The following is a 17,756-nucleotide window of genomic DNA, read 5'->3' as shown; positions in this document are numbered from 1 at the left end:
GACAGATGACTGAGCAAGCGCTTGGATAGTGACGTTCGCAGAGTGCGTCCGCCCCCGCCCGCACCGCACTGGAGGCCCCGTTGCTGTTCACGTCCGTCGACGATGTCTCCGCGCGCCTCGCCGAGACCGGCTATCTGGCGTCGCCCGCGGTCGCCACCACCGTCTTCCTGGCCGACCGCCTCGGCAAGCCCCTGCTGGTGGAGGGCCCCGCCGGGGTCGGCAAGACGGAGCTCGCCAAGGCCGTCGCCCAGGTCGCCGGGGCCCGGCTGATCCGGTTGCAGTGCTACGAGGGGGTCGACGAGTCCCGGGCGCTGTACGAGTGGAACCACGCCAAGCAGCTGCTGCGCATCAGCGCGGGCCGCGACGAGACGTGGGACGAGGCCCGTACGGACATCTTCAGCGAGGAGTTCCTGCTGCCCCGGCCGCTGCTGACCGCCATCCGCGGCGACGGCCCCAAGGTGCTGCTGATCGACGAGACCGACAAGGCCGACGTCGAGGTGGAGGGCCTGCTGCTCGAGGTGCTCAGCGACTTCCAGGTCACCGTCCCCGAGCTGGGCACGATCACCGCGACCAGCCGGCCCTTCGTGGTGCTCACCTCGAACGCGAGCCGCGAGCTGTCCGAGGCGCTGCGCCGCCGCTGCCTCTTCCTCCACATCGGCTTCCCGGAGGAGGAGTTGGAGCGCCGCATCGTACGGCTGAAGGTGCCGGGCCTGGACGAGGCGCTGACACGGTCGGTGGTCCGGGTGGTCGGCGCGCTGCGCGAGATGGACCTGCGGAAGGTCCCGTCGGTCGCCGAGACCATCGACTGGGCGCGCACCCTGCTCGCGCTCGGCGCCGGCACCCTCGACGAGTCCGTCGTACGCGACAGCCTCGGTGTGCTCCTCAAGCACCAGGACGACATGCTCAAGGCGGCCGCCAAGCTCGATCTGGACGCCATGTGAACGCGCCGGCCGGAGTGACGCGACGGCTGACGGAACTCGTCGGCGCGCTGCGCTCGCACGGCGTACGGATCGGCACCGGCGAGACGGTGGACGCCGCCCACGCGATGGAGGCGCTCGGCCTGACGGACCGGGAAAGGCTGCGCGAGGGTCTCGCCGCCGCGTTGCTGCACAGCACGGCGCAGCGCCGGGTCTTCGATCCGGCCTTCGACCTGTACTTCCCGCGGATCGTCGGGGTGCCGGAAACCGGCACGCCGGGCGCCGACCCGCCCGCCGCCGACCGGGCGGAGCTGCGGGACCGCCTCGCGGCCGCGCTCGCCGACAACGACGCGGCACTGCTGGCCCGGCTCGCGGTGGAGGCGGTGGACGGCTTCGGCGGATACGGCTCCTCGCCGGGGTCGGACGGCTGGTCCTCGTACCAGACGCTCGACCGGCTGCGGCCGCAGACCCTGATGGCGCGCGCCCGTGACGACGTCCGGGCACGGACCGGTGCCGCCGGGTTCACCGACCGGCTGCTGGAGGACGAGATCCGGCGGCGCATCGAGGTCTTCCGCGCCCTGGTCGCCGCGGAGGCGCGGCGCCGGGTCGCCGAGCGGCGCGGCCGGGACGAGATCGCCCGGCGCGCGGTGGCCCCGACGGTCGACCGGGTGGACTTCCTGTTCGCGGGCCGGGAGCGGCTCGCCGAGCTGCGCGCGGTGGTTCAGCCGCTCGCGCGCAAGCTGGCCACCCGGCTCGCCGCCCGCCGTCGCCGTGCCGCCCGGGGCACCATCGACCTGCGGCGGACGCTGCGCGCGTCGTTGTCGACGGGTGGGGTGCCGATGCGGCCCGTGCTGCGCAGGCGGCGGCCCGTCCGGCCCGAACTGGTGCTGCTGTGCGACGTGTCGGGGTCGGTGTCGGGCTTCTCGGACTTCACGATGCTGCTGGTGCAGGCGCTGCACGACCAGTTCAGCAAGGTACGGGTGTTCGCCTTCGTCAACCGGACCGACGAGGTGACCGGGCTGCTGGTGCACGGGGCGGCCGATCCGGAGGGACTGGGTGCCCGGATCCGGGCGGAGGCCACGCTCACGGGCTGGCACGGCAGCAGTGACTACGGCGTCGCCTTCGGCGAGTTCACCGAGCGGTACGCCGACGCGGTGGGCACGCGCTCGACCGTGTTCGTCCTCGGTGACGCCCGTACGAACATGGGTGACCCGAACCTCCCGGCCGTACGGCACCTGTGCGAACGGGCCCGGCGCGTCTACTGGTTGAACCCCGAGCCGCTGTCCCAGTGGGGCACGGGCGACTCCGCCGCCCCCGAGTACGCCGGACTCGTCGAGATGCACGAGTGCCGCAACGCCCGGCAGCTCGGCGACCTGATCGGCCGCCTGCTGCCGGTCTGAGCGGCCGTCCGATCAGGCCAGCAGCTGCGGGTACATCACGGCGACGTCCGCGGAGAGCTGGGCCTTGACCTGCCGGGTGAGGTCGTCGGCGAGGACCTCGAAGGCGCCGGACGCGATGCCGTCGAGGGCCTGCGCCGCGACGGCGTCGGGGGACGACTTCGGCGCGTCGACGTGCGCGGCCATGTCCGTGTCGACGTAGCCGACGTGGAGTCCGGTGACCTCGATGCCGCGCGGCTTCAGGTCCAGGCGCAGGGAGTTGGTCTGGGACCAGAAGGCGGCCTTGGACGCGCTGTAGGAGCCCAGCAGTCCGATCCAGGAGAGCACCGAGTGGACGTTGAGGATGTGGCCGCCGCCGTTGCGCTCGATGACCGGGACGAGCGCGCGGGTGACGAGGAGCGGCCCGTAGAAGTTCGTCTCGAACTCGCGGCGGACGTCCTCGACGGGGGACTCGAGGAAGTTCGCGTTCACCGAGGCGCCGGCGTTGTTGATCAGGAGGGTGACGTCCTGCGCCTGCTCGACGGCCGCGGCGACGGACGCGGGGTCGGTCACCTCCAGGGCCAGCGGCACCGCGTCGGGGTGGGTGACGGTCCGCGGGTCGCGTGCGGTGGCGTACACCTTCTTGGCGCCGCGCTCGTACAGGCCCTGGACGAGCGCACGGCCGATGCCCCGGCTGCCGCCGGTGACCAGAGCGACCGAACCTTCGATGGATGTCATGGGAACTCCCGAGAATGAGAAACCGATCGGTTTACCGAACTGGGCCAGAGTAAACCGATCGGTTTCCAAGGGCAAGCCGAACGCGGCCGCAGGGTCCGCTCCCCCGCGGATACGGCGACGGCCGGGAACGGCCAGCGCATGCCGATGGGCGGTGCGCGAAGCGTTCCCGGCCGTTCCCGGCCGTTCCCGGTCCTGCCGGGGATGACCGAAGAGGCGAGGGAGGCGTCCCCCGGTCAGGTCGTCGCGGCGTCCGCCTTCTCCTCGGCCCTCTCCCCTGCGCGTCCGGTGACCTCTTCGGTGACCCCCGCGAGGGCGGGTCCGGCCACGGCTTCGACGGCCGTTGCGGTCACCGGCTCCGCCGGCGCGGCCTTCCGGTCGACCACGTGCACAGGCGTCGCGCCCCGGGTCAGGCCGACCAGCGCGACCACCACGATCAGCACGAACGCGACACCGGCGATCGCGAAGCTCAGGGTGAACTGGCTCTCGGCAGGCAGCGCGGGCACTCCGGCCGGCAGGTGCGCGATCGTCCTGGACGCCAGCAGCGAGGTGATCACCGCGCTGGCGATCGCGCTGCCGACGGAACGGGAGATGGAGTTGAGACCGTTGGCGATGCCGGTCTGGTGGTGCGGAACGCTCGCCACGATGAGGGCGGGCATGGCCGCGTATCCGAAGCTGATGGCCACGCCGATCAGCAGGCCCGCGAGGATGACGGAGGCCGAGGTGTCGTGCGCGGCGGTCAGCCACGCGAATCCGGCGACACCGAACACGGCGCCGATGGCCAGGGTGAACCGCGCCCCGATCCGCCCGACCAGGATCCCGCCGAACTGCGCGGCGAGCAGCGAGACGACCGTGGTGGGCAGCAGGTACTCGACGGAGGCGCGCAAGACCGAGGCGCCGAATCCGTACCCGGTGAGTCCCTTCGGCATCTGCGCCAGATAGGCCACGCCGATGAACTGGGAGAACATCGCGAACCCGAGGAACAGACCGGCGAGGTTCGTGAAGAGCACCGGACGGTGGGCGAACATCCGCATGTCCACCATCGGCCCGCGGACCGTCCGCTCCACGAACACCCAGACGGCCGCCATGACCACGGCCGCGACGAACAGACCGATGGTGCGCGCGGAGGACCAGCCCCACTCGTGTCCCTGCGAGATCGGCAGCAGGAGCAGGACGAGCAGCGCGGCGAGCGTCACCGCGCCGAGCCAGTCGGTACGGCCACCGGTCGTCGAGCGCGAGGCGGGAACGCGCAGGATGACGCCGACGAGGGCCACGGCGGCGAGGGCCACGGCGAGCCAGAACACCCGGTGGTAGTCGGGATCCGCGCCCCGGGTGAGCAGTCCGGCCGCCACCAGGGCGAGTCCGCTGCCGACGGCGAGCGTTCCGCTGACCATCGCCATCGCGCCGTGCAGCTTCGCCGGAGGCATCTCCTCCCGCAGCACCGAGAGGGCGAGCGGGAAGATCGCGGTGGCCGCGCCCTGGAGCACCCGGCCGACGATCAGCCACAGCAGCGACGTGGTGGTCGCGGCCAGCACCGAACCGGCGATCATCAGCAGCAGAACCCCTATCAGCGTGGGCTTCTTGCCGTGCATGTCGCCGAAGCGACCGAGGAGCGGGGTGAAGACCGCGGCGGACAGCAGGGTCGCGGTGGTGACCCAGCTGACGTTCGCGGTACTGGTGCCGAGATCGCTCTGGATGATGCTGAGGATCGGTACGACGAGGGTCTGCATCATCGAGACGATCATGGCCGCGAGGCCTAGGACCAGGACGAGCGAGAGGTCGCCTGCGGGGCGTCTGGGCGCCACGCGATCGGAGGGTGTCACGGCGTTCTTCCTTAGGAGCAAATTCTCGGGAGCCACATAAAGCTGCAAGTTCTTGAAGGTTGAGGTCTTCAAGTAACTGAACAGAGGTAAGCATCGAAGGTTGAGGTAGTCAAGTTTCAGGTACGCTGGTCCCATGTCCGCGACATCTGGAACGAGCCGCTCCGCCGAGGCACCGGACGGCGGGCACCCCGGCGTCTCCCATGCCGTGCTGCTCGACACCCTCTGGGCGTCCATGGTCAGCCTCTACGCGGATCTCACCACCGCCGCCGCCGCGCACGGTCTCACCTACAGCCAGGCCAAGGCACTCAACGTGCTGCGCCAGGGTCCGGCCCCCATGCGGTCCCTCGCGGACACGCTCCGTTGCGACGCGTCGAACATCACCGGGATCATCGACCGCCTGGAGGCCCGCGGTCTCGTCCACCGCGAGGCCAGCCCCACCGACCGCCGCGTGAAGAACGTCATCCTCTCGGAGGAGGGCGCGGCCGTCGTGGCACGCGTCCGCGATGGGATGCACGCCACCCACCAGGCGCTGGGCGCGCTGAGCGACGACGAGCGGGCCACCCTCGACAGCCTGCTCTCGCGACTGTTCCGGGCCGACGGGGATCGCTCCTGAGCGACCGGGACGCCGCTGACCCCGGACACCCTCCGCCGTGAGCGCCGCGCGGAGGACGAACGGTCCGTCGCCATCCGCCTCACCGAGACCGGGGCCCGGCTGCGGGAGCGCGCGGACACGGTGCCCCCCGCCCTCGGCGACGCCATGGGTCTGCCCCCCGAGCAGGACGCCACGGCCAAGCACCTCCTGCGCCTGCTCACCGCCAACGTCACGGAGCGCTGAGCGGCCTCCCGGTCCCGAAAAATTCTGGCCTGTTCTTTACCGCTGAGCGCGTGTGCGAATATCGCACCCCTCGGCGCCTCCCGGTTTTTTCCCTCTCATCCGGCGCTACGGTGCGACGTAACCGAACGTGTCCGAATGTGAAACGACGAGTTCACGAGCGCGCAAGTTTCTCTTGTGTCCATAGCGGCTAACCCGCAGATCACAGGGGTTGAAAAGGTTTCCTCCCTCTCTGCGAGACGGGCCGTGAGGTGCGCGTGATGGACGAACTGCGTGTGCTGTCGATCTACGAAGGATTCTTTTCGGGCGGGGCCCGGATCCTGCACAGCGATGTGGTGATGGGGCTCCATGAGGGCGGTCAGCGCCACTCGGTGCTGAGCCTGAATGGCGAGATGTATCGGGAGGCGACCCGCCAGCGGATGGAGGACGACGTCTGCTTCCGGTCGCTGACCGGCGCCGGCGTTCCGGTCACCTCCCTGGGCCGCAGCCACGGGGCACCCGGTGGCCCGGACGCCTTCACCGGGCCGGAACTGGCCGCCACCGCCCGCGCCATGGCGGGCGCGGACGTCATCCTGTCGCTCAAGGAGCAGCCGCTCGGCCTGCTCAACCAGGCGGGACTGCCCCGACGGCCCGTCGTGGTGTGCCTGCACCGCTCCGATCCGGAGAACCAGGGACCGGCCCTGGACGAGCTGAGGACCGCGGTCGCGGACGGCCGGATAGCCGCCGCGATCTGCTGCGCGGAGTCGACCCGGGCGGCGTACGCGGCCGCCGGGATCCCGGCGGAGCTGCTGCACGTCATTCCGAACGGCGTGGACCTGCTGCGTTTCCGCCCCGACCCCTTCGGACGCGCTCTGCTGCGGACGTCGCTGGGGGTGCCGGCGGACGCGCCCGTGATCGTCTTCGCGGCCCGCTACGCCGGGATGAAGAACGTGCCGCTGTTCCTGCGCGCGGCCCGCGCCTGGCTGCGCCGACAGCCCGAAGGCCGCATTCTGATGTGCGGCGCCGGGATGACCAGGGCCAACGCCGGCCTGCGCGAGGACATGCTCGCCGCCTTCGGTGACGAGACCCCGCTCACCGACCGCATATCGCTGCTCGGCGTGCGCGACGACATGGAGATCGTCTACGCGGCCGCCGACGTGGTGTCACTCACCTCCTCCAGCGGCGAGGCGGCACCGCTGTCGCTGATCGAGGGCATGATGTGCGGCGCCGTCCCGGTCGCCACCGATGTCGGCGACTGCGCCTCGATCGTCGCCGGGCACGGCTTCCTCACCCCGCTCGACGCCGAGGCGGTCGCGCAGGCCTGGTGCGAGGCGGTGGAGCGCGGCGCCGAATTCACCCAGGCCCTCGCCCTCAGCCGCGAACGGTTCAGCCGCACCCGCATGATCGCCGCGTACGCCGGACTCGTCGAGCGGGTCCGCGGCGGGTCGGCGGGACGGGTGTCCCTCTCCGTTCCCGAGCCCCTCCCCGAACCCCTCCCGGAACCGTTCTAGAACGGGCGGAGTCCGCCGGTTCCGGAACCGGCGGACTCCGCCCCCTCGCGAAGGCTCCGCACCCCGGCTCCTCGTCCTCGCCGCGAACCGCCCACCCGCACCACCCCTCCCAGCGGGCCCACAGGAATCAGTGCTTGGATCGGCCGCCGAGGGGGGTGGAGCACGGCCGTTCACTGTGGAGAAGCCGGGCGCCCCGAGGGTTGTCATATGCGATTGCTATATTGCGCAACCACGCAAGCAAGTGGGAATCCCCCGGAATCCCCCTTCGCCACAGCACCGACGGCCTGAGGGGCCCGACCGTTTCGTGGGAGTGCGAGATGACTGACCCAGGGGACGGCCCCGTCGGACGGGCCACGCGCCGGCGCGCGCCGGCGGTGCCCCGGCAGCGTGCGGGCGAGGACTCCGCCGCTGCCCGGACGGATGGCCGGGCCGCCTCCGGCTCCGCGGCACGTGCCGGGTCCGCAACACGTGCCAGGTCCGCGGCACACGGTCGGGCGCGCCGCGGCGCGTCCCGGCGCCGCGCCCGGCCCGCCCGGCGCGGCAGGCGGATCCTGCGGACGGCCGCGATATCCCTGTCGCTCCTCCTCATGGTCACCGCGGGCGCCGGATGGTGGTTCTACGAGCACCTCAACGGCAACCTCCACAGCGTCCCGCTGACCGACGGCACGGCGAGCGACAGCGCGGGCAAGGAGAAGGCCGACTCCTTCGGCCGGACACCGATCAACATCCTGGTGATGGGCAGCGACGGCCGCACCAGCGCGAGCGACTGCAAACTCGGCGGCGGCTGCTCACAGACGGGCGTGCAGTCGGGAAGCGGCAACGCGGACGTGGAGATGGTGCTGCACATCTCCGCCGACCGGTCCGACGCCACCGTGATGAGCATTCCCCGCGACACCGTGACCAGCGTCCCCGCCTGCAAGAACAGCGCGACGGGTACGTCCACCGCCGGCTACACCGGCATGGTCAACAGCGCTCTGCAGTACGGTCCGGCGTGCCAGGTGGCCACCGTGCACCAGCTCACCGGCATCCCCATCGACCACTTCGTCCAGCTCGACTTCTCCGGCGTGGTGAAGATGTCGGACGCGGTGGGCGGGGTGTCCGCGTGCGTCGACGCCAACGTCTACGACACGTACTCGCACCTGAAGCTCGCCAAGGGCACCCACACCCTCAAGGGTGTCGCCGCGCTGGAGTTCGTCCGCTCACGGCACGGCTTCGGCGACGGCAGCGACCTGGGGCGCACCTACGCCCAGCACATCTTCCTCAGCTCCATGATCCGCAAGTTCAAGAGCGCGGGCACCCTCACCAACCCCGCGGCCGTCTACAAGCTGGCCGACGCCGCCACCAAGGCCCTCACGGTGGACACCGGCCTGGGCACCGTCAAGAAACTCGTCGGGCTCGCCACCGACCTGGACAAGGTCCCCGCCGAGCACATCACGTTCGCCACCATGCAGACGGCGCCCGACCCGAACAACAGCGACCGGGTCGTGGCCGCCCCGGCCGCCCGGAGCCTGTTCGCCACCATCGCGGACGACCAGTCCCTGACAGGCGCCTCCGGCAGGACGTCCGCCGGGGCCACCGCGACCGCCACGGCCTCCGCGGTACCCGCCGCACGGATCGCGGTGACGGTGGAGAACGGCACGGGCATCAGCGGCCGCGCCTCGGCCGTCGCCGGCGCCCTGATCGACCGGGGCTTCAGCTCCGGTACGACCACCGGCAACGCCCCCGGCGGCGCGGCCACGACCACGCTCACGTACGGCACCGGGAAGAAGGCGCAGGCCCAGACCGTCGCCCGCGCGCTGGGGCTCTCCTCCTCCCACCTCGAGCAGGGCACCGGCAGCGGACTGACCCTGGTGATCGGTACGGACTGGACCAGCGGCACCGGCTTCCCCGGAGGCCATCCTGGGGCTCCGGCCGACACCAAGGCCGCCACCGCGAACGCCCACTCCCAGACCGCCGACGAGTCGAAGTCCTGCGCCAAGGTGAGCACGTACCGGACGGTCAGCCTCAACGGAGTCGCCATGACCCCCTCCCAGGCCTACGCGGCAGCCCCCGGCAGGAAGAACTCGGCGCCCTGACGCCCGGCGCGGCCGCGTGCCGGGCCCGCCCGCACCCGTCTGGGATGCTGGCTCCGTGCCGACCACGCCGCGGTTGCCGGAGCCCGTCACCCCGTACGCGCCCAAGTCCCTGCCGAGACCGCTGCTCACCCAGCAGTGGCTCGACCTCGCCTTCGTCCACTGGGCGGTCGCCCCCGACACCGTCGCCGGTCTGCTGCCCGAGGGAACCGTCCCCGACGTGTTCGACGACGTCACCTACGTCGGCCTGGTCGCGTTCCGGATGAGCCGCGTCGGCTGGCTCCGTTCCCCCGGAGTTCCGTACCTGGGGACGTTCCCGGAGACGAACGTACGCCTGTACTCGGTGGACGCGCACGGGCGGCGCGGCGTGGTCTTCCGGTCGATGGACGCCGCCCGGCTGGTACCCGTACTGATGGGACGGGCCGCCTTCCGGCTCCCGTACCTGTGGTCCCGTATGAGCGTCCGTGCCGAGGACGACGTCATCACCTACACCAGCGCACGGCGCTGGCCGGGACCGCGCGGCGCGCGCAGCCGGATCGTCCTGCGCAGGGGCGAACCGATCCGGGAACCCACCGGGCTGGAGCACTTCCTGACCGCCCGCTGGGGCATGCACAACGCCTTCTTCGGCAAGGTCGGATACCTGCCCAACGACCACCCGCGCTGGCCTCTGCACCGCGCCCGGCTGCTCACCTGCGAGGAGAACCTTCTGCAAGCCGCGGGCGTACCGGCGCCGCGGGGAGAACCGGTGAGCGTGCTGTACTCCCCCGGTGTCCCGGTCCGGCTCGGCCGCCCGGCCCGACCGGCGGGCCTCCCCACACCTTGAACGCGGGGCGGGCGCCATCGCGCTCGCACGGTGCCTCCCGCCGTCCGGCCCGCACCGCCGACACCCCCGGCAGCTGTGGACCGTGCGCGAGCGGCGGAGAGGCGTCCCGGTCGCGCAACCGCCCCTCCGCCCGCTCTCCTCTCGGCGTCAGCCGCCCGTCAGCAGCGCCTCCAGCGCCACCGCCGTGTCCGGATGACGTGCCGCCAGCGCGGCGCCCGAGGAGCCGGGGTCCGCCGTCCGCCACGTCCCCTCGCAGCCCAGCAGCGTCGCCACCGCGTCGCACGTCGCGGGGTGGGCGGCGAGCAGGGCGTGCACGCCACCGCCGGCGGCCGGTCGCCGCGCCGTACGCGCGGCCGCGGGCTCCGGCTGTGTCCGCCACGGTGGCACCCACTCGTCCAGGGCCCCGAGCCGCCCGGGGAAGATCCGCCCGGCCTCGCGGATCAGCAGCGGGGCCAGTTCGGCGCCGCCCGCGCGCAAGGTGGTGATCAGGGTCGGCAGCCACGGTAGGAGCACCGGGTCCGGGAGCCGTCCGAACGCGTTCGACACCGCCTCCACGACGAAGTCGGTGAGGCCAGGGACGGGCTCCAGGGCGTGCACGAAGCCGCTGAGGTACCGCGGATAGGCGGGCACCACCAAGGGGTTGCCCAGCAGTTCGTCGCACTTCGCACGCAGGTCCGCCCGCGAGAGGTGCCCGAGCTGGGTCCGGGCCGCCCACAACAGCGCCGTCCTCGACGGATCCCGCGGGTGCGACTGGGCGACCGCCAGTTCCAGCTGGGTCCGGTCGCAGCCCAGCGACAGCGCCAGGCTCTCCATGCTGAACAGGAAGCCCAGCATCGCCGCCACCTGCCGCACGGTGGCGTCCTCGTCGGTGAACGCCGTCGGCAGCAGCGTGCAGTAGTGCGCGTATCCGGCCTTGACGAACGACTCGATCCACGGCGGCAGCACGGGCTCACTGGTGCGGTAGTACGCCAGCAGCCGCCGTACCCGGCGCAGCACCTCCGGCGCGCCGTCCACGGTGCGTTCGGCCGAGAGCACCTCCAGGGCGCGGGTGCCCAGCTCGTCGGGGAGGCGGCGGCCGCGCAGATACAGCGTCGCGTCCTCGACGGCCTCCAGGACGGTCGCCGTGGTGGCCCGCGGCGCGTACGCCGTGCGGCGCAGCCGTTGTTCGAGTACCTGCTCGATGCTGACGCCCTCGTAGCCGAGCTCGATGAGCGCCCGCTGATGGGTGCCGAGCGCCAGGTCCCACGACTCCTGGATCGACCGTTCCCCCAGTCTCCGCTCACCCATGATCGGCCGTGCGGCGCCCTGCGGCAGCAGACGGCGCAGCATCCACAGCACGTCGGAGCACCGCTCCAGTTCGGGCCGGCCGGTCATGTCCAGCAACGCCCGCTGCACACCACGCTGCTGGAGCCTCAGGTTCAGGGGCGCGAGCCGGTCGTGCACGTCGCGGGCCAGGGGCGGCAGCGCGTCGTAGCCGACCTGGCCGACCCGGTCGCCGCCCATCATGATCGCCACGATGCGGCGTACGTCCCGGCGGCCGGGCACGGTGTCCTTCTCGATGCAGGTGACGGCCGCGTCCTGGAAGTCGTACGGCGTCGGCTTGGCCCGGTCGCGCATCCCGGCCAGCAGGATCGACGTCTCGAACACCGCGATGGCGTCGGCGGTGGAGGCGAGGTAGCCGTTGCGGCGCGCGGCGCGCACGACCTCCACCGACCAGCCGAGCAGCTCGGCCTCGTCCAGGCCGTCCAGGACGGGCGGCCTGCGCAGGAATCCGGTCAGTCTGTCCTCGGGCGCGACGGCCGGTACGGGAGCCGTCACCGCGGCGGTCTTCCTGGCCCGCGGTGCGCCGGCGCCGGACTGTCCGGCCAGCCGGTACGGCCGTACCCGGGTGCGTCCGACGTTCTTGGCCCAGAGCGTCGCGGCGATCGACACCGAGCCGGCGGCGAGGCCGAACTGTGCCTCGATCGCCGCGTGACTGGACGGGACCAGGCCGTGCTGCCACTTGGTGGCGGTGCGCGGGCCGATCTCGAAGGTGTCGGTGCCGTGGACGCCGAACTCCTCCACCCGGCTGGCCGCGTGGAAGGCGCCGCAGACGTAGAGGCAGTCCGCGGGGTCGGTGCCGGTCGCGGCGAGGTGTTCGCGCATCCTCGTCCACATGTGGCGTTCGCGGTCCTCGTCGACGTGGACCCGATGGGAGTCACCCGGGGCGAGCCGCCGGAAGAGGCTGCCGATCAGGAGCATGACCTGGCGGTAGGTGTCGTGGTCGCTGTCTCCGAGCGGCAGTTCGACGTACTGGTGCCACCACTCGGACCAGTGCCGCACCCTGCCGTGGCGCAGCAGGTGTTCCTCCAGTTCGGCGAAGCGCGGGCGCAGGTCTCCCAGCTCCACGCCGACCGCGTCGCCGTGCAGCGCGGCCTCCTCCTCGGCGGGCGGTGCGTCGGGATCGGCCGGCTCCGCGTCCTGCGTCCCGCGCTCGTCCCACTGGAAGACGTGGTCCGAGGAGCGGTCGACGAGGACCAGTTCGACGCCCGGGGTGTCCAGGGCGTAGGCGATCGCCTGGTACTCGGCGGAGGCCTCGGTGATCGGCGCGACCACCGACAGCGGGGACCACTCGGCCGGGAAACCGTCGACCTCGGTCGCGAACGCCTGGACAGCCACGGGGAGCCGGCAGTTGCGCAGTTCGGTCAGCAGCGGCGCCATGTCCTCGCACAGCTCCAGGTACACGACCTTCGGCTGTTTCTCCCGCAGTCGGCGTGCCATCGCGATCGCCGAGGCAGGCGAGTGGTGGCAGACGGGGAAGATCTCCAGCGGTTCGCGCACCGCGCGGTCGACGTCGTCGACGAGTCCGAGGAGGATGCTCTCCAGGACGTCGGGGCCGCCGGCGAACGTCGCGGCGGCCTCCCGCAGTTGCGTGCGCAGCGCCGCGAAGGTTCCCTCGGTCGTGCCGGTCATGACAGGGTGGCGATCGCTTCGCGGCCGCCCTCCAGGAACTCCGGCCAGGATCCGCCCTCTTCCCTGCTGCGCGGCTCGACGACACCGTGCAGGTACTTGTTGAGGATGGCCAGGTCCTCGGGCTCGCGCCGGGCCAGTGACCCGACGAGCGAGGAGGCCAGGGTGTGGGCGGTCAGGGAGCGTTCGCCGAAGAAGTTGCCGTGCAGGATCGCGTCCTCGAGCACGCCGATCTGTTCGGCGGTGGACAGCGCGGACTCCAGTTTCTCGTCGTCGCTGCCGGCCGCGGCCGCCGAGGCGCGCAGGTCGGCGAAGCTCTGCAGCAGCACGTCGAGCAGCGTGGGCGGCACGTCCAGTTCGATCCGGTGGCGGCGCAGCATCTCCTCGGTGCGGAAGCGCACGATGTCCGCCTCGCTCTTCTTGTTGGTCACCCCCGGGATGCGGACGAAGTTGAAACGGCGCTTGAGGGCCGAGGACAGGTCGTTGACGCCCCGGTCACGGCTGTTGGCGGTGGCGATGATCGAGAAGCCGGGCTTGGCGAAGACGATGCCGTCGCTGTCGAGTTCGGGAACCGAGATGTACTTCTCGGACAGGATGGAGATCAACGCGTCCTGGACGTCGCTGGTGGAGCGGGTGAGTTCCTCGAAACGGCCGATCGCGCCGGTCTCCATCGCGGTCATGATCGGTGAGGGGATCATCGACTCCCGTGACTGGCCCTTGGCGATGACCATGGACACGTTCCAGGAGTACTTGATGTGGTCCTCGGTGGTGCCGGCGGTTCCCTGGACGACCAGTGTGGAGCTGCGGCATATCGCGGCGGACAGCAGCTCGGCCAGCCAGCTCTTGCCGGTGCCGGGGTCGCCGATGAGCAGCAGTCCACGGTCGGAGGCCAGTGTGACGATCGAGCGCTCGACGAAGCTGCGGTCGCCGAACCACTTCGGGGAGATCTCCCGGTCCAGGCCGTCGGAACGCTCGGAGCCCAGGACGAACAGGCGGACCATCTTCGGGGACAGCCGCCAGGAGAAGGGCTTGGGGTGGTCGTCGACGGACTCCAGCCAGTCGAGTTCCTCGGCGTACTTGATCTCGGCGGGGGCGCGCAACAGGTCGGACATGTGAGGGCCTTTCTCAAAGTCTGCCGGTCAGGTGACCGGTGCCGCGGCACTAGGCGAGGAACGTCTTGAGTTCGTGGACGAGCTTGCGGATGTGTCCGGAGAGCACCGGCGTGCCGAGGTCCTTGAAGCGCTCCCGGAACCACGGGTTGACGCTGCCGCGACCGGAGCTGGTCACGGACCCGACCGGGATGAACCTGGCGCCCGAGCGGTGCAGGGCGGCCATGCTCTGGAACAGCTCCTCGGTCCGCCACTCGTAGAAGTCGGAGATCCACACGACGACGGTGTTGCGCGGCTCGGCTATCTTCGGCTGGGCCAGGGTCATGGCGGCCGTGCCGTCGGTGCCGCCCCCGAGGTTGGTGCGCAGCAGGGTCTCGAAGGGGTCGTGCACCCACGGCGTGAGGTCGAGCGCCTGGGTGTCGTACGCGATCAGGTGGACGTCGACCTTCGGCAGCCCGGCGAAGATCGACGCCAGGATGGTGCAGTTCACCATGGAGTCGACCATCGAACCCGACTGGTCCACGACGACGATCAGCCGCTGGGGTGTCGTCCTGCGGGCGGTGTGCCGGTAATAGAGGCGGTCGACGTACAACCGCTCCTCCTCCGGGCTCCAGTTGGTGAGGTTCTTCCAGATGGTGCGGTCGAGGTCGAGGTTGCGGAACACCCGCTTGGGCGGGACGGAGCGGTCCAGGGCGCCGACCGAGGTCTTCTCGACCTCGGTGCGCAGTACTTGGGCGACCTCGTCGACGAAGCGGCGGATCAGGGCCTTGGCGTTGGCCAGGGCCACGCCCGAGAGGTTGTCCTTGTCTCGCAGCAGCTGCTCGATCAGCGACATGCTCGGGGTCAGTTGCGCGGCGAGCCGGGGGTCGGCCAGTACCTCGCGCAGGCGCATCCGCTTGACGAGGTCGGCCTCGATGGCGCCGAGTTCGGGGCCGATCGCCGGGATCAGCCGGCTGAGGTCGGGTGTCGTACCGCGGCCGCCGGTGCCGGTCGGGCCGACCCCGGGCCCGGCGGCGGCCGTCCCGGCTCCGCCGGCCGCGCGGCCGCCGCGCAGGTCCCCCGGCCTGCAGCCGAGCGCTCGCTCCAGCCAGCCCGCGTCGGACTGCCAGCGTGCCAGCTGCCCGGCCGTGACCGTGCCGGAACCGGAGGCGAAGACGTTCAGGAGCACCTTCGACACCAGCGCGGCGCGGCGTACTTCGGCGGCCCGGTCGCGGTCGCCTTCGCCTTCGTCTTCGTCTTCGTCTTCTGGGTCGCCGTCCTCCGAACCGGTCCCGGACCCGGGACCGGATCCGGACTCGGGTGTCATCAGACCGTCGAACTCGCCGGCCAGCTCCGGGTGGCGCTGCACGATCGAGTCGACGGAGGCCTGCGGGTCCAGCAGCGCGGGCGGAAGACCGATGTCCTCGACGACGGCGAGGCTCGCAGATTCGAGCGCGGCGTGCTCCTCGTGGTCGAAGAGCCGGGCGAGGAGCCGCCAGTACAGAGCCTGACGGCGGTTGTCGTGGGGGTCCACTCCGGGCGAGGTGCCGCCCGCGATCTCCGATTCGGCCGTCCGACCGGCCGACTGATCCGTCAGGTGCTCGGCCGTGCGACCCGTCATGTGCTCGGCCGTCTGGTCGGCCGTGTGCCCGGTCATGTGCTCGGTCACTTCCGCAGCAGCCTTCCCGCACGCTCCCGCAGCACCGCCACGGCATCGGTGGCGGCCTTCTCGGCCCGGACGCCGGCCTTGTCGGTGGTGCCTGCGGCCCATCCCCCCGCGTGGAGGGCGACAGCCTTCTTCCGGACGGTCGTCTCGACCGCGAGCGGCTGGACACCGAACGTCCCGGCGTCCCAGCGCAGCAGTCCGACGCACGCCCCGGACGACGCGACGGCCTCGGGGGTGAGTGGCCCGGCGGCGGGGATGCGGTCGGTGTGGACGGTGAGGGTGTGCCCGGCGACGGTGAAAGTCAGCGCGTCGTCGGCCTTCCGCACCGTATAGCCCTCCAGGAACACGGGCACCGCGATACGCGCCGGATGCCGGTCCAGGGGTGTGGTGGCCGCGTCGGCCGCGGTGGGCAGGACGACCCGGGCGGTGGCGAACGCGTCGGCGGGCTCGCCAGGACGTGCCTGCGCGTCGCTCCACAGCAGGTCGCCCTCGGCGGTCACCGGCATCTCGGCGAGGTCCATCGCGCGGCCCTCGCCGACGGCCGCCAGCAGCGACATGTGCGGGCGGAGCAACTGCCACAGGCCCGCTCCGACGACCGTGTCCGGCTTCGGCACCGACACGGCGGCCCGCACCAGCCGGGGCGCGGTGCCGTCCGCGGGCTCGAAGACGGCGTGCACCTGGGCCTGCACGGCGGTCGCGTGTTCCTGCACGTCGACGCCGAGGGGCAGCAGGCGGCCGGTGGCCGTGCCGGTCGGCGGCGCCATCGCGGCGCCGGGCACCGTCAGCAGCATCGCGCGCGACCACAGGTCGCCCCAGCGGCGTACCGGGACACGGTCCAGGGACGCGCCCGGGCAGGACGCGGCGAGTTCGGCGGCGAAGCCGTCGAGGAGCGTCGCCTGCCGGCGCAGCGCCGGGTCCGCAAGCATCGCGGAGACGACGTGCGCCGCCCCGGACACGACCTCGTGGTCGATGCCCTGCCAGCCGCAGCGTGCCAGGTCGGAGAGCCAGGAGCGGGCGGCGGCGAGGAGGTTCGCGGGCTGCCCGTCGGCGGCCGGCGGGGCCGTCTCCCGGCCGCGGTCGCGACCCGTCGCCTCGTCGATACGGCTCACGAGCGCGTCGTGGACGGAGCCGAGCAGGGCGGCGCGGGCGGCGGCCAGGGCGACGAAGTCGTCCTCGCTCGCGGCTCCGGCCGCCGCCTTCCCGGCCGCCTCGGCGGCCCTGGTGGCCAGGGGGGTTCCCGCGACGGCGTCCGCGAGTTCCGTCAGGCCCGCGGTCTGGGCGGGCTGGGGGCGCACCAGGCCGCCGGCGAGCGCCCGGTCGAAGGCGTCGACGGCCGTCAGGACCTCGTCGAGCCCGGCGACGCTTTCGGCGAGCAGGTCGGCACGCATCACGCCACCGTCCTGGTCGGAGGGAACCACTGCATCTCCGGCAACGGCGCGGTGGTCGGGACGAGTTCGAGATACGCCAGGTGACGCAGGAACCGACTGAAGACGGGCGCGGCGGCCTTGGTGTCCCCCTGCGCGGGGCGGGCGGCGCTCATGCCGTCGGTGATGGTCTGCGCGGTCGGTTCCCCGTCCACGCTCTCGGCCCGCAGGTAGCGGGCGACGCGCTCGGGCCCGTACTGCAGCACCGCCTCGCCGATCAGGGCCTTGATGTGGTTGCAGAACCCGCCGCGCGCCCCGCCGCAGGGCCGGTTGTTGTTGGTGCTGCAGGCGAAGGTGTACGTGCCCGCCGTGACCGACGAGACATAGACCCGCTCGATGTCGGAGCCGCTGGACACCACACCCTGCAGGCGTCCGTCGGCCAGCTCGACGAACGGAACCTTGGCGAGCTTGCGCGGCCGCGCGGGTGCTGTCACCCGGGCCGTGCTCGACCTCTCCCAGTCCGACAACTCACCATCTCCTCTGTGGCAGGGGACGTCCGCGCCACAACGGCGGGGACACGAACGAACCTACTGGCGACCACTGACAACGCCGGTCACGACG

13 protein-coding genes and 1 pseudogene are annotated in these 17,756 nt (G+C 71.9%); 7 read left to right on the top strand and 7 right to left on the bottom strand.

Features of this window, described 5'->3' with window-relative positions; translation table 11 throughout:
* Positions 1–83: 83 nt before the first annotated feature.
* Together HEP85_RS32280 and HEP85_RS32275 are read left to right on the top strand one after the other, a co-directional pair.
* Positions 84–941: a MoxR family ATPase gene (locus tag HEP85_RS32280; RefSeq protein WP_168534241.1), complete on the top strand. Its 858-nt coding sequence runs from the start codon at positions 84–86 to the stop codon at positions 939–941.
* The gene (locus HEP85_RS32275; RefSeq protein WP_168531020.1) at positions 938–2,317 is read left to right on the top strand and encodes a VWA domain-containing protein; all 1,380 of its coding nucleotides are present in this window, start codon (positions 938–940) and stop codon (positions 2,315–2,317) included. The genes HEP85_RS32280 and HEP85_RS32275 overlap by 4 nt, the downstream gene beginning before the upstream one ends.
* A gap of 12 nt (positions 2,318–2,329) precedes the next feature.
* Here HEP85_RS32275 and HEP85_RS32270 read toward each other — a convergent pair whose 3' ends face one another.
* Both HEP85_RS32270 and HEP85_RS32265 read right to left on the bottom strand, forming a co-directional pair.
* Positions 2,330–3,031, bottom strand: a complete 702-nt coding sequence (locus HEP85_RS32270) for an SDR family oxidoreductase (protein ID WP_168531019.1) — start codon at positions 3,029–3,031, stop codon at positions 2,330–2,332.
* A 233-nt stretch (positions 3,032–3,264) separates the two neighbouring features.
* A complete protein-coding gene (locus HEP85_RS32265) occupies positions 3,265–4,851 on the bottom strand; it encodes an MFS transporter (RefSeq protein ID WP_248002151.1) in 1,587 nt (528 codons plus the stop codon).
* Positions 4,852–4,984: 133 nt separating this feature from the next.
* On the opposite strand from HEP85_RS32265, the gene HEP85_RS32260 reads away from it, so the two are divergent.
* The 5 genes and pseudogenes from HEP85_RS32260 (at position 4,985) to HEP85_RS32240 (ending at position 10,068) form a co-directional block, all read left to right on the top strand.
* Positions 4,985–5,464, top strand: a complete 480-nt coding sequence (locus HEP85_RS32260) for a MarR family transcriptional regulator (RefSeq protein WP_348772449.1) — start codon at positions 4,985–4,987, stop codon at positions 5,462–5,464.
* Positions 5,465–5,494: 30 nt separating this feature from the next.
* Positions 5,495–5,686 (top strand): annotated as a pseudogene (locus tag HEP85_RS32255) (MarR family transcriptional regulator); the annotation flags it as partial.
* A gap of 257 nt (positions 5,687–5,943) precedes the next feature.
* A complete protein-coding gene (locus HEP85_RS32250) occupies positions 5,944–7,173 on the top strand; it encodes a glycosyltransferase (RefSeq protein ID WP_348772448.1) in 1,230 nt (409 codons plus the stop codon).
* 317 nt (positions 7,174–7,490) lie between these two features.
* Positions 7,491–9,248, top strand: coding sequence for an LCP family protein (locus HEP85_RS32245; protein ID WP_329291643.1), 1,758 nt, complete (start codon positions 7,491–7,493; stop codon positions 9,246–9,248).
* A 55-nt stretch (positions 9,249–9,303) separates the two neighbouring features.
* Entirely contained in the window at positions 9,304–10,068 is a 765-nt protein-coding gene (locus HEP85_RS32240; protein ID WP_211118099.1) for a YqjF family protein, read from the top strand.
* A 147-nt stretch (positions 10,069–10,215) separates the two neighbouring features.
* Here the strand turns inward: HEP85_RS32240 and HEP85_RS32235 are convergent, their stop codons facing one another.
* The 5 genes from HEP85_RS32235 to HEP85_RS32215 are packed head-to-tail and all read right to left on the bottom strand — an operon-like array spanning position 10,216 to position 17,662.
* The gene (locus HEP85_RS32235) at positions 10,216–13,020 is read right to left on the bottom strand and encodes a hypothetical protein (RefSeq protein ID WP_369657931.1); all 2,805 of its coding nucleotides are present in this window, start codon (positions 13,018–13,020) and stop codon (positions 10,216–10,218) included.
* A complete protein-coding gene (locus HEP85_RS32230) occupies positions 13,017–14,129 on the bottom strand; it encodes an AAA family ATPase (RefSeq protein ID WP_168531018.1) in 1,113 nt (370 codons plus the stop codon). Before HEP85_RS32230 ends, HEP85_RS32235 begins: the two co-directional genes overlap by 4 nt.
* A gap of 49 nt (positions 14,130–14,178) precedes the next feature.
* On the bottom strand, positions 14,179–15,726 hold the full coding sequence (locus tag HEP85_RS32225; protein WP_369658144.1) for a VWA domain-containing protein: 1,548 nt from the start codon (positions 15,724–15,726) through the stop codon (positions 14,179–14,181).
* 44 nt (positions 15,727–15,770) lie between these two features.
* Positions 15,771–17,189: a hypothetical protein gene (locus tag HEP85_RS32220; protein ID WP_369657930.1), complete on the bottom strand. Its 1,419-nt coding sequence runs from the start codon at positions 17,187–17,189 to the stop codon at positions 15,771–15,773.
* Positions 17,159–17,662, bottom strand: coding sequence for a hypothetical protein (locus tag HEP85_RS32215; RefSeq protein WP_168531017.1), 504 nt, complete (start codon positions 17,660–17,662; stop codon positions 17,159–17,161). The genes HEP85_RS32220 and HEP85_RS32215 overlap by 31 nt, the downstream gene beginning before the upstream one ends.
* Positions 17,663–17,756: the final 94 nt, after the last annotated feature.

This window comes from Streptomyces sp. RPA4-2, assembly GCF_012273515.2.
GTDB classification, from domain to species: domain Bacteria; phylum Actinomycetota; class Actinomycetes; order Streptomycetales; family Streptomycetaceae; genus Streptomyces; species Streptomyces kaempferi.
Note: the sequence above shows the minus strand (reverse complement) of the source record. Positions and strands in the feature narration are given on the sequence as shown.

Bases quoted from the DNA above. Each gene is read 5' to 3' on its own strand.
- HEP85_RS32245 (WP_329291643.1), top strand. From the start codon at position 7,491: ATGACTGACCCAGGGGACGGCCCCGTCGGACGGGCCACGCGCCGGCGC.
- HEP85_RS32225 (WP_369658144.1), bottom strand. From the start codon at position 15,726: ATGACGGGTCGCACGGCCGAGCACCTGACGGATCAGTCGGCCGGTCGG.
- HEP85_RS32235 (WP_369657931.1), bottom strand. From the start codon at position 13,020: ATGACCGGCACGACCGAGGGAACCTTCGCGGCGCTGCGCACGCAACTG.
- HEP85_RS32230 (WP_168531018.1), bottom strand. From the start codon at position 14,129: ATGTCCGACCTGTTGCGCGCCCCCGCCGAGATCAAGTACGCCGAGGAA.
- HEP85_RS32270 (WP_168531019.1), bottom strand. From the start codon at position 3,031: ATGACATCCATCGAAGGTTCGGTCGCTCTGGTCACCGGCGGCAGCCGG.
- HEP85_RS32250 (WP_348772448.1), top strand. From the start codon at position 5,944: ATGGACGAACTGCGTGTGCTGTCGATCTACGAAGGATTCTTTTCGGGC.
- HEP85_RS32260 (WP_348772449.1), top strand. From the start codon at position 4,985: ATGTCCGCGACATCTGGAACGAGCCGCTCCGCCGAGGCACCGGACGGC.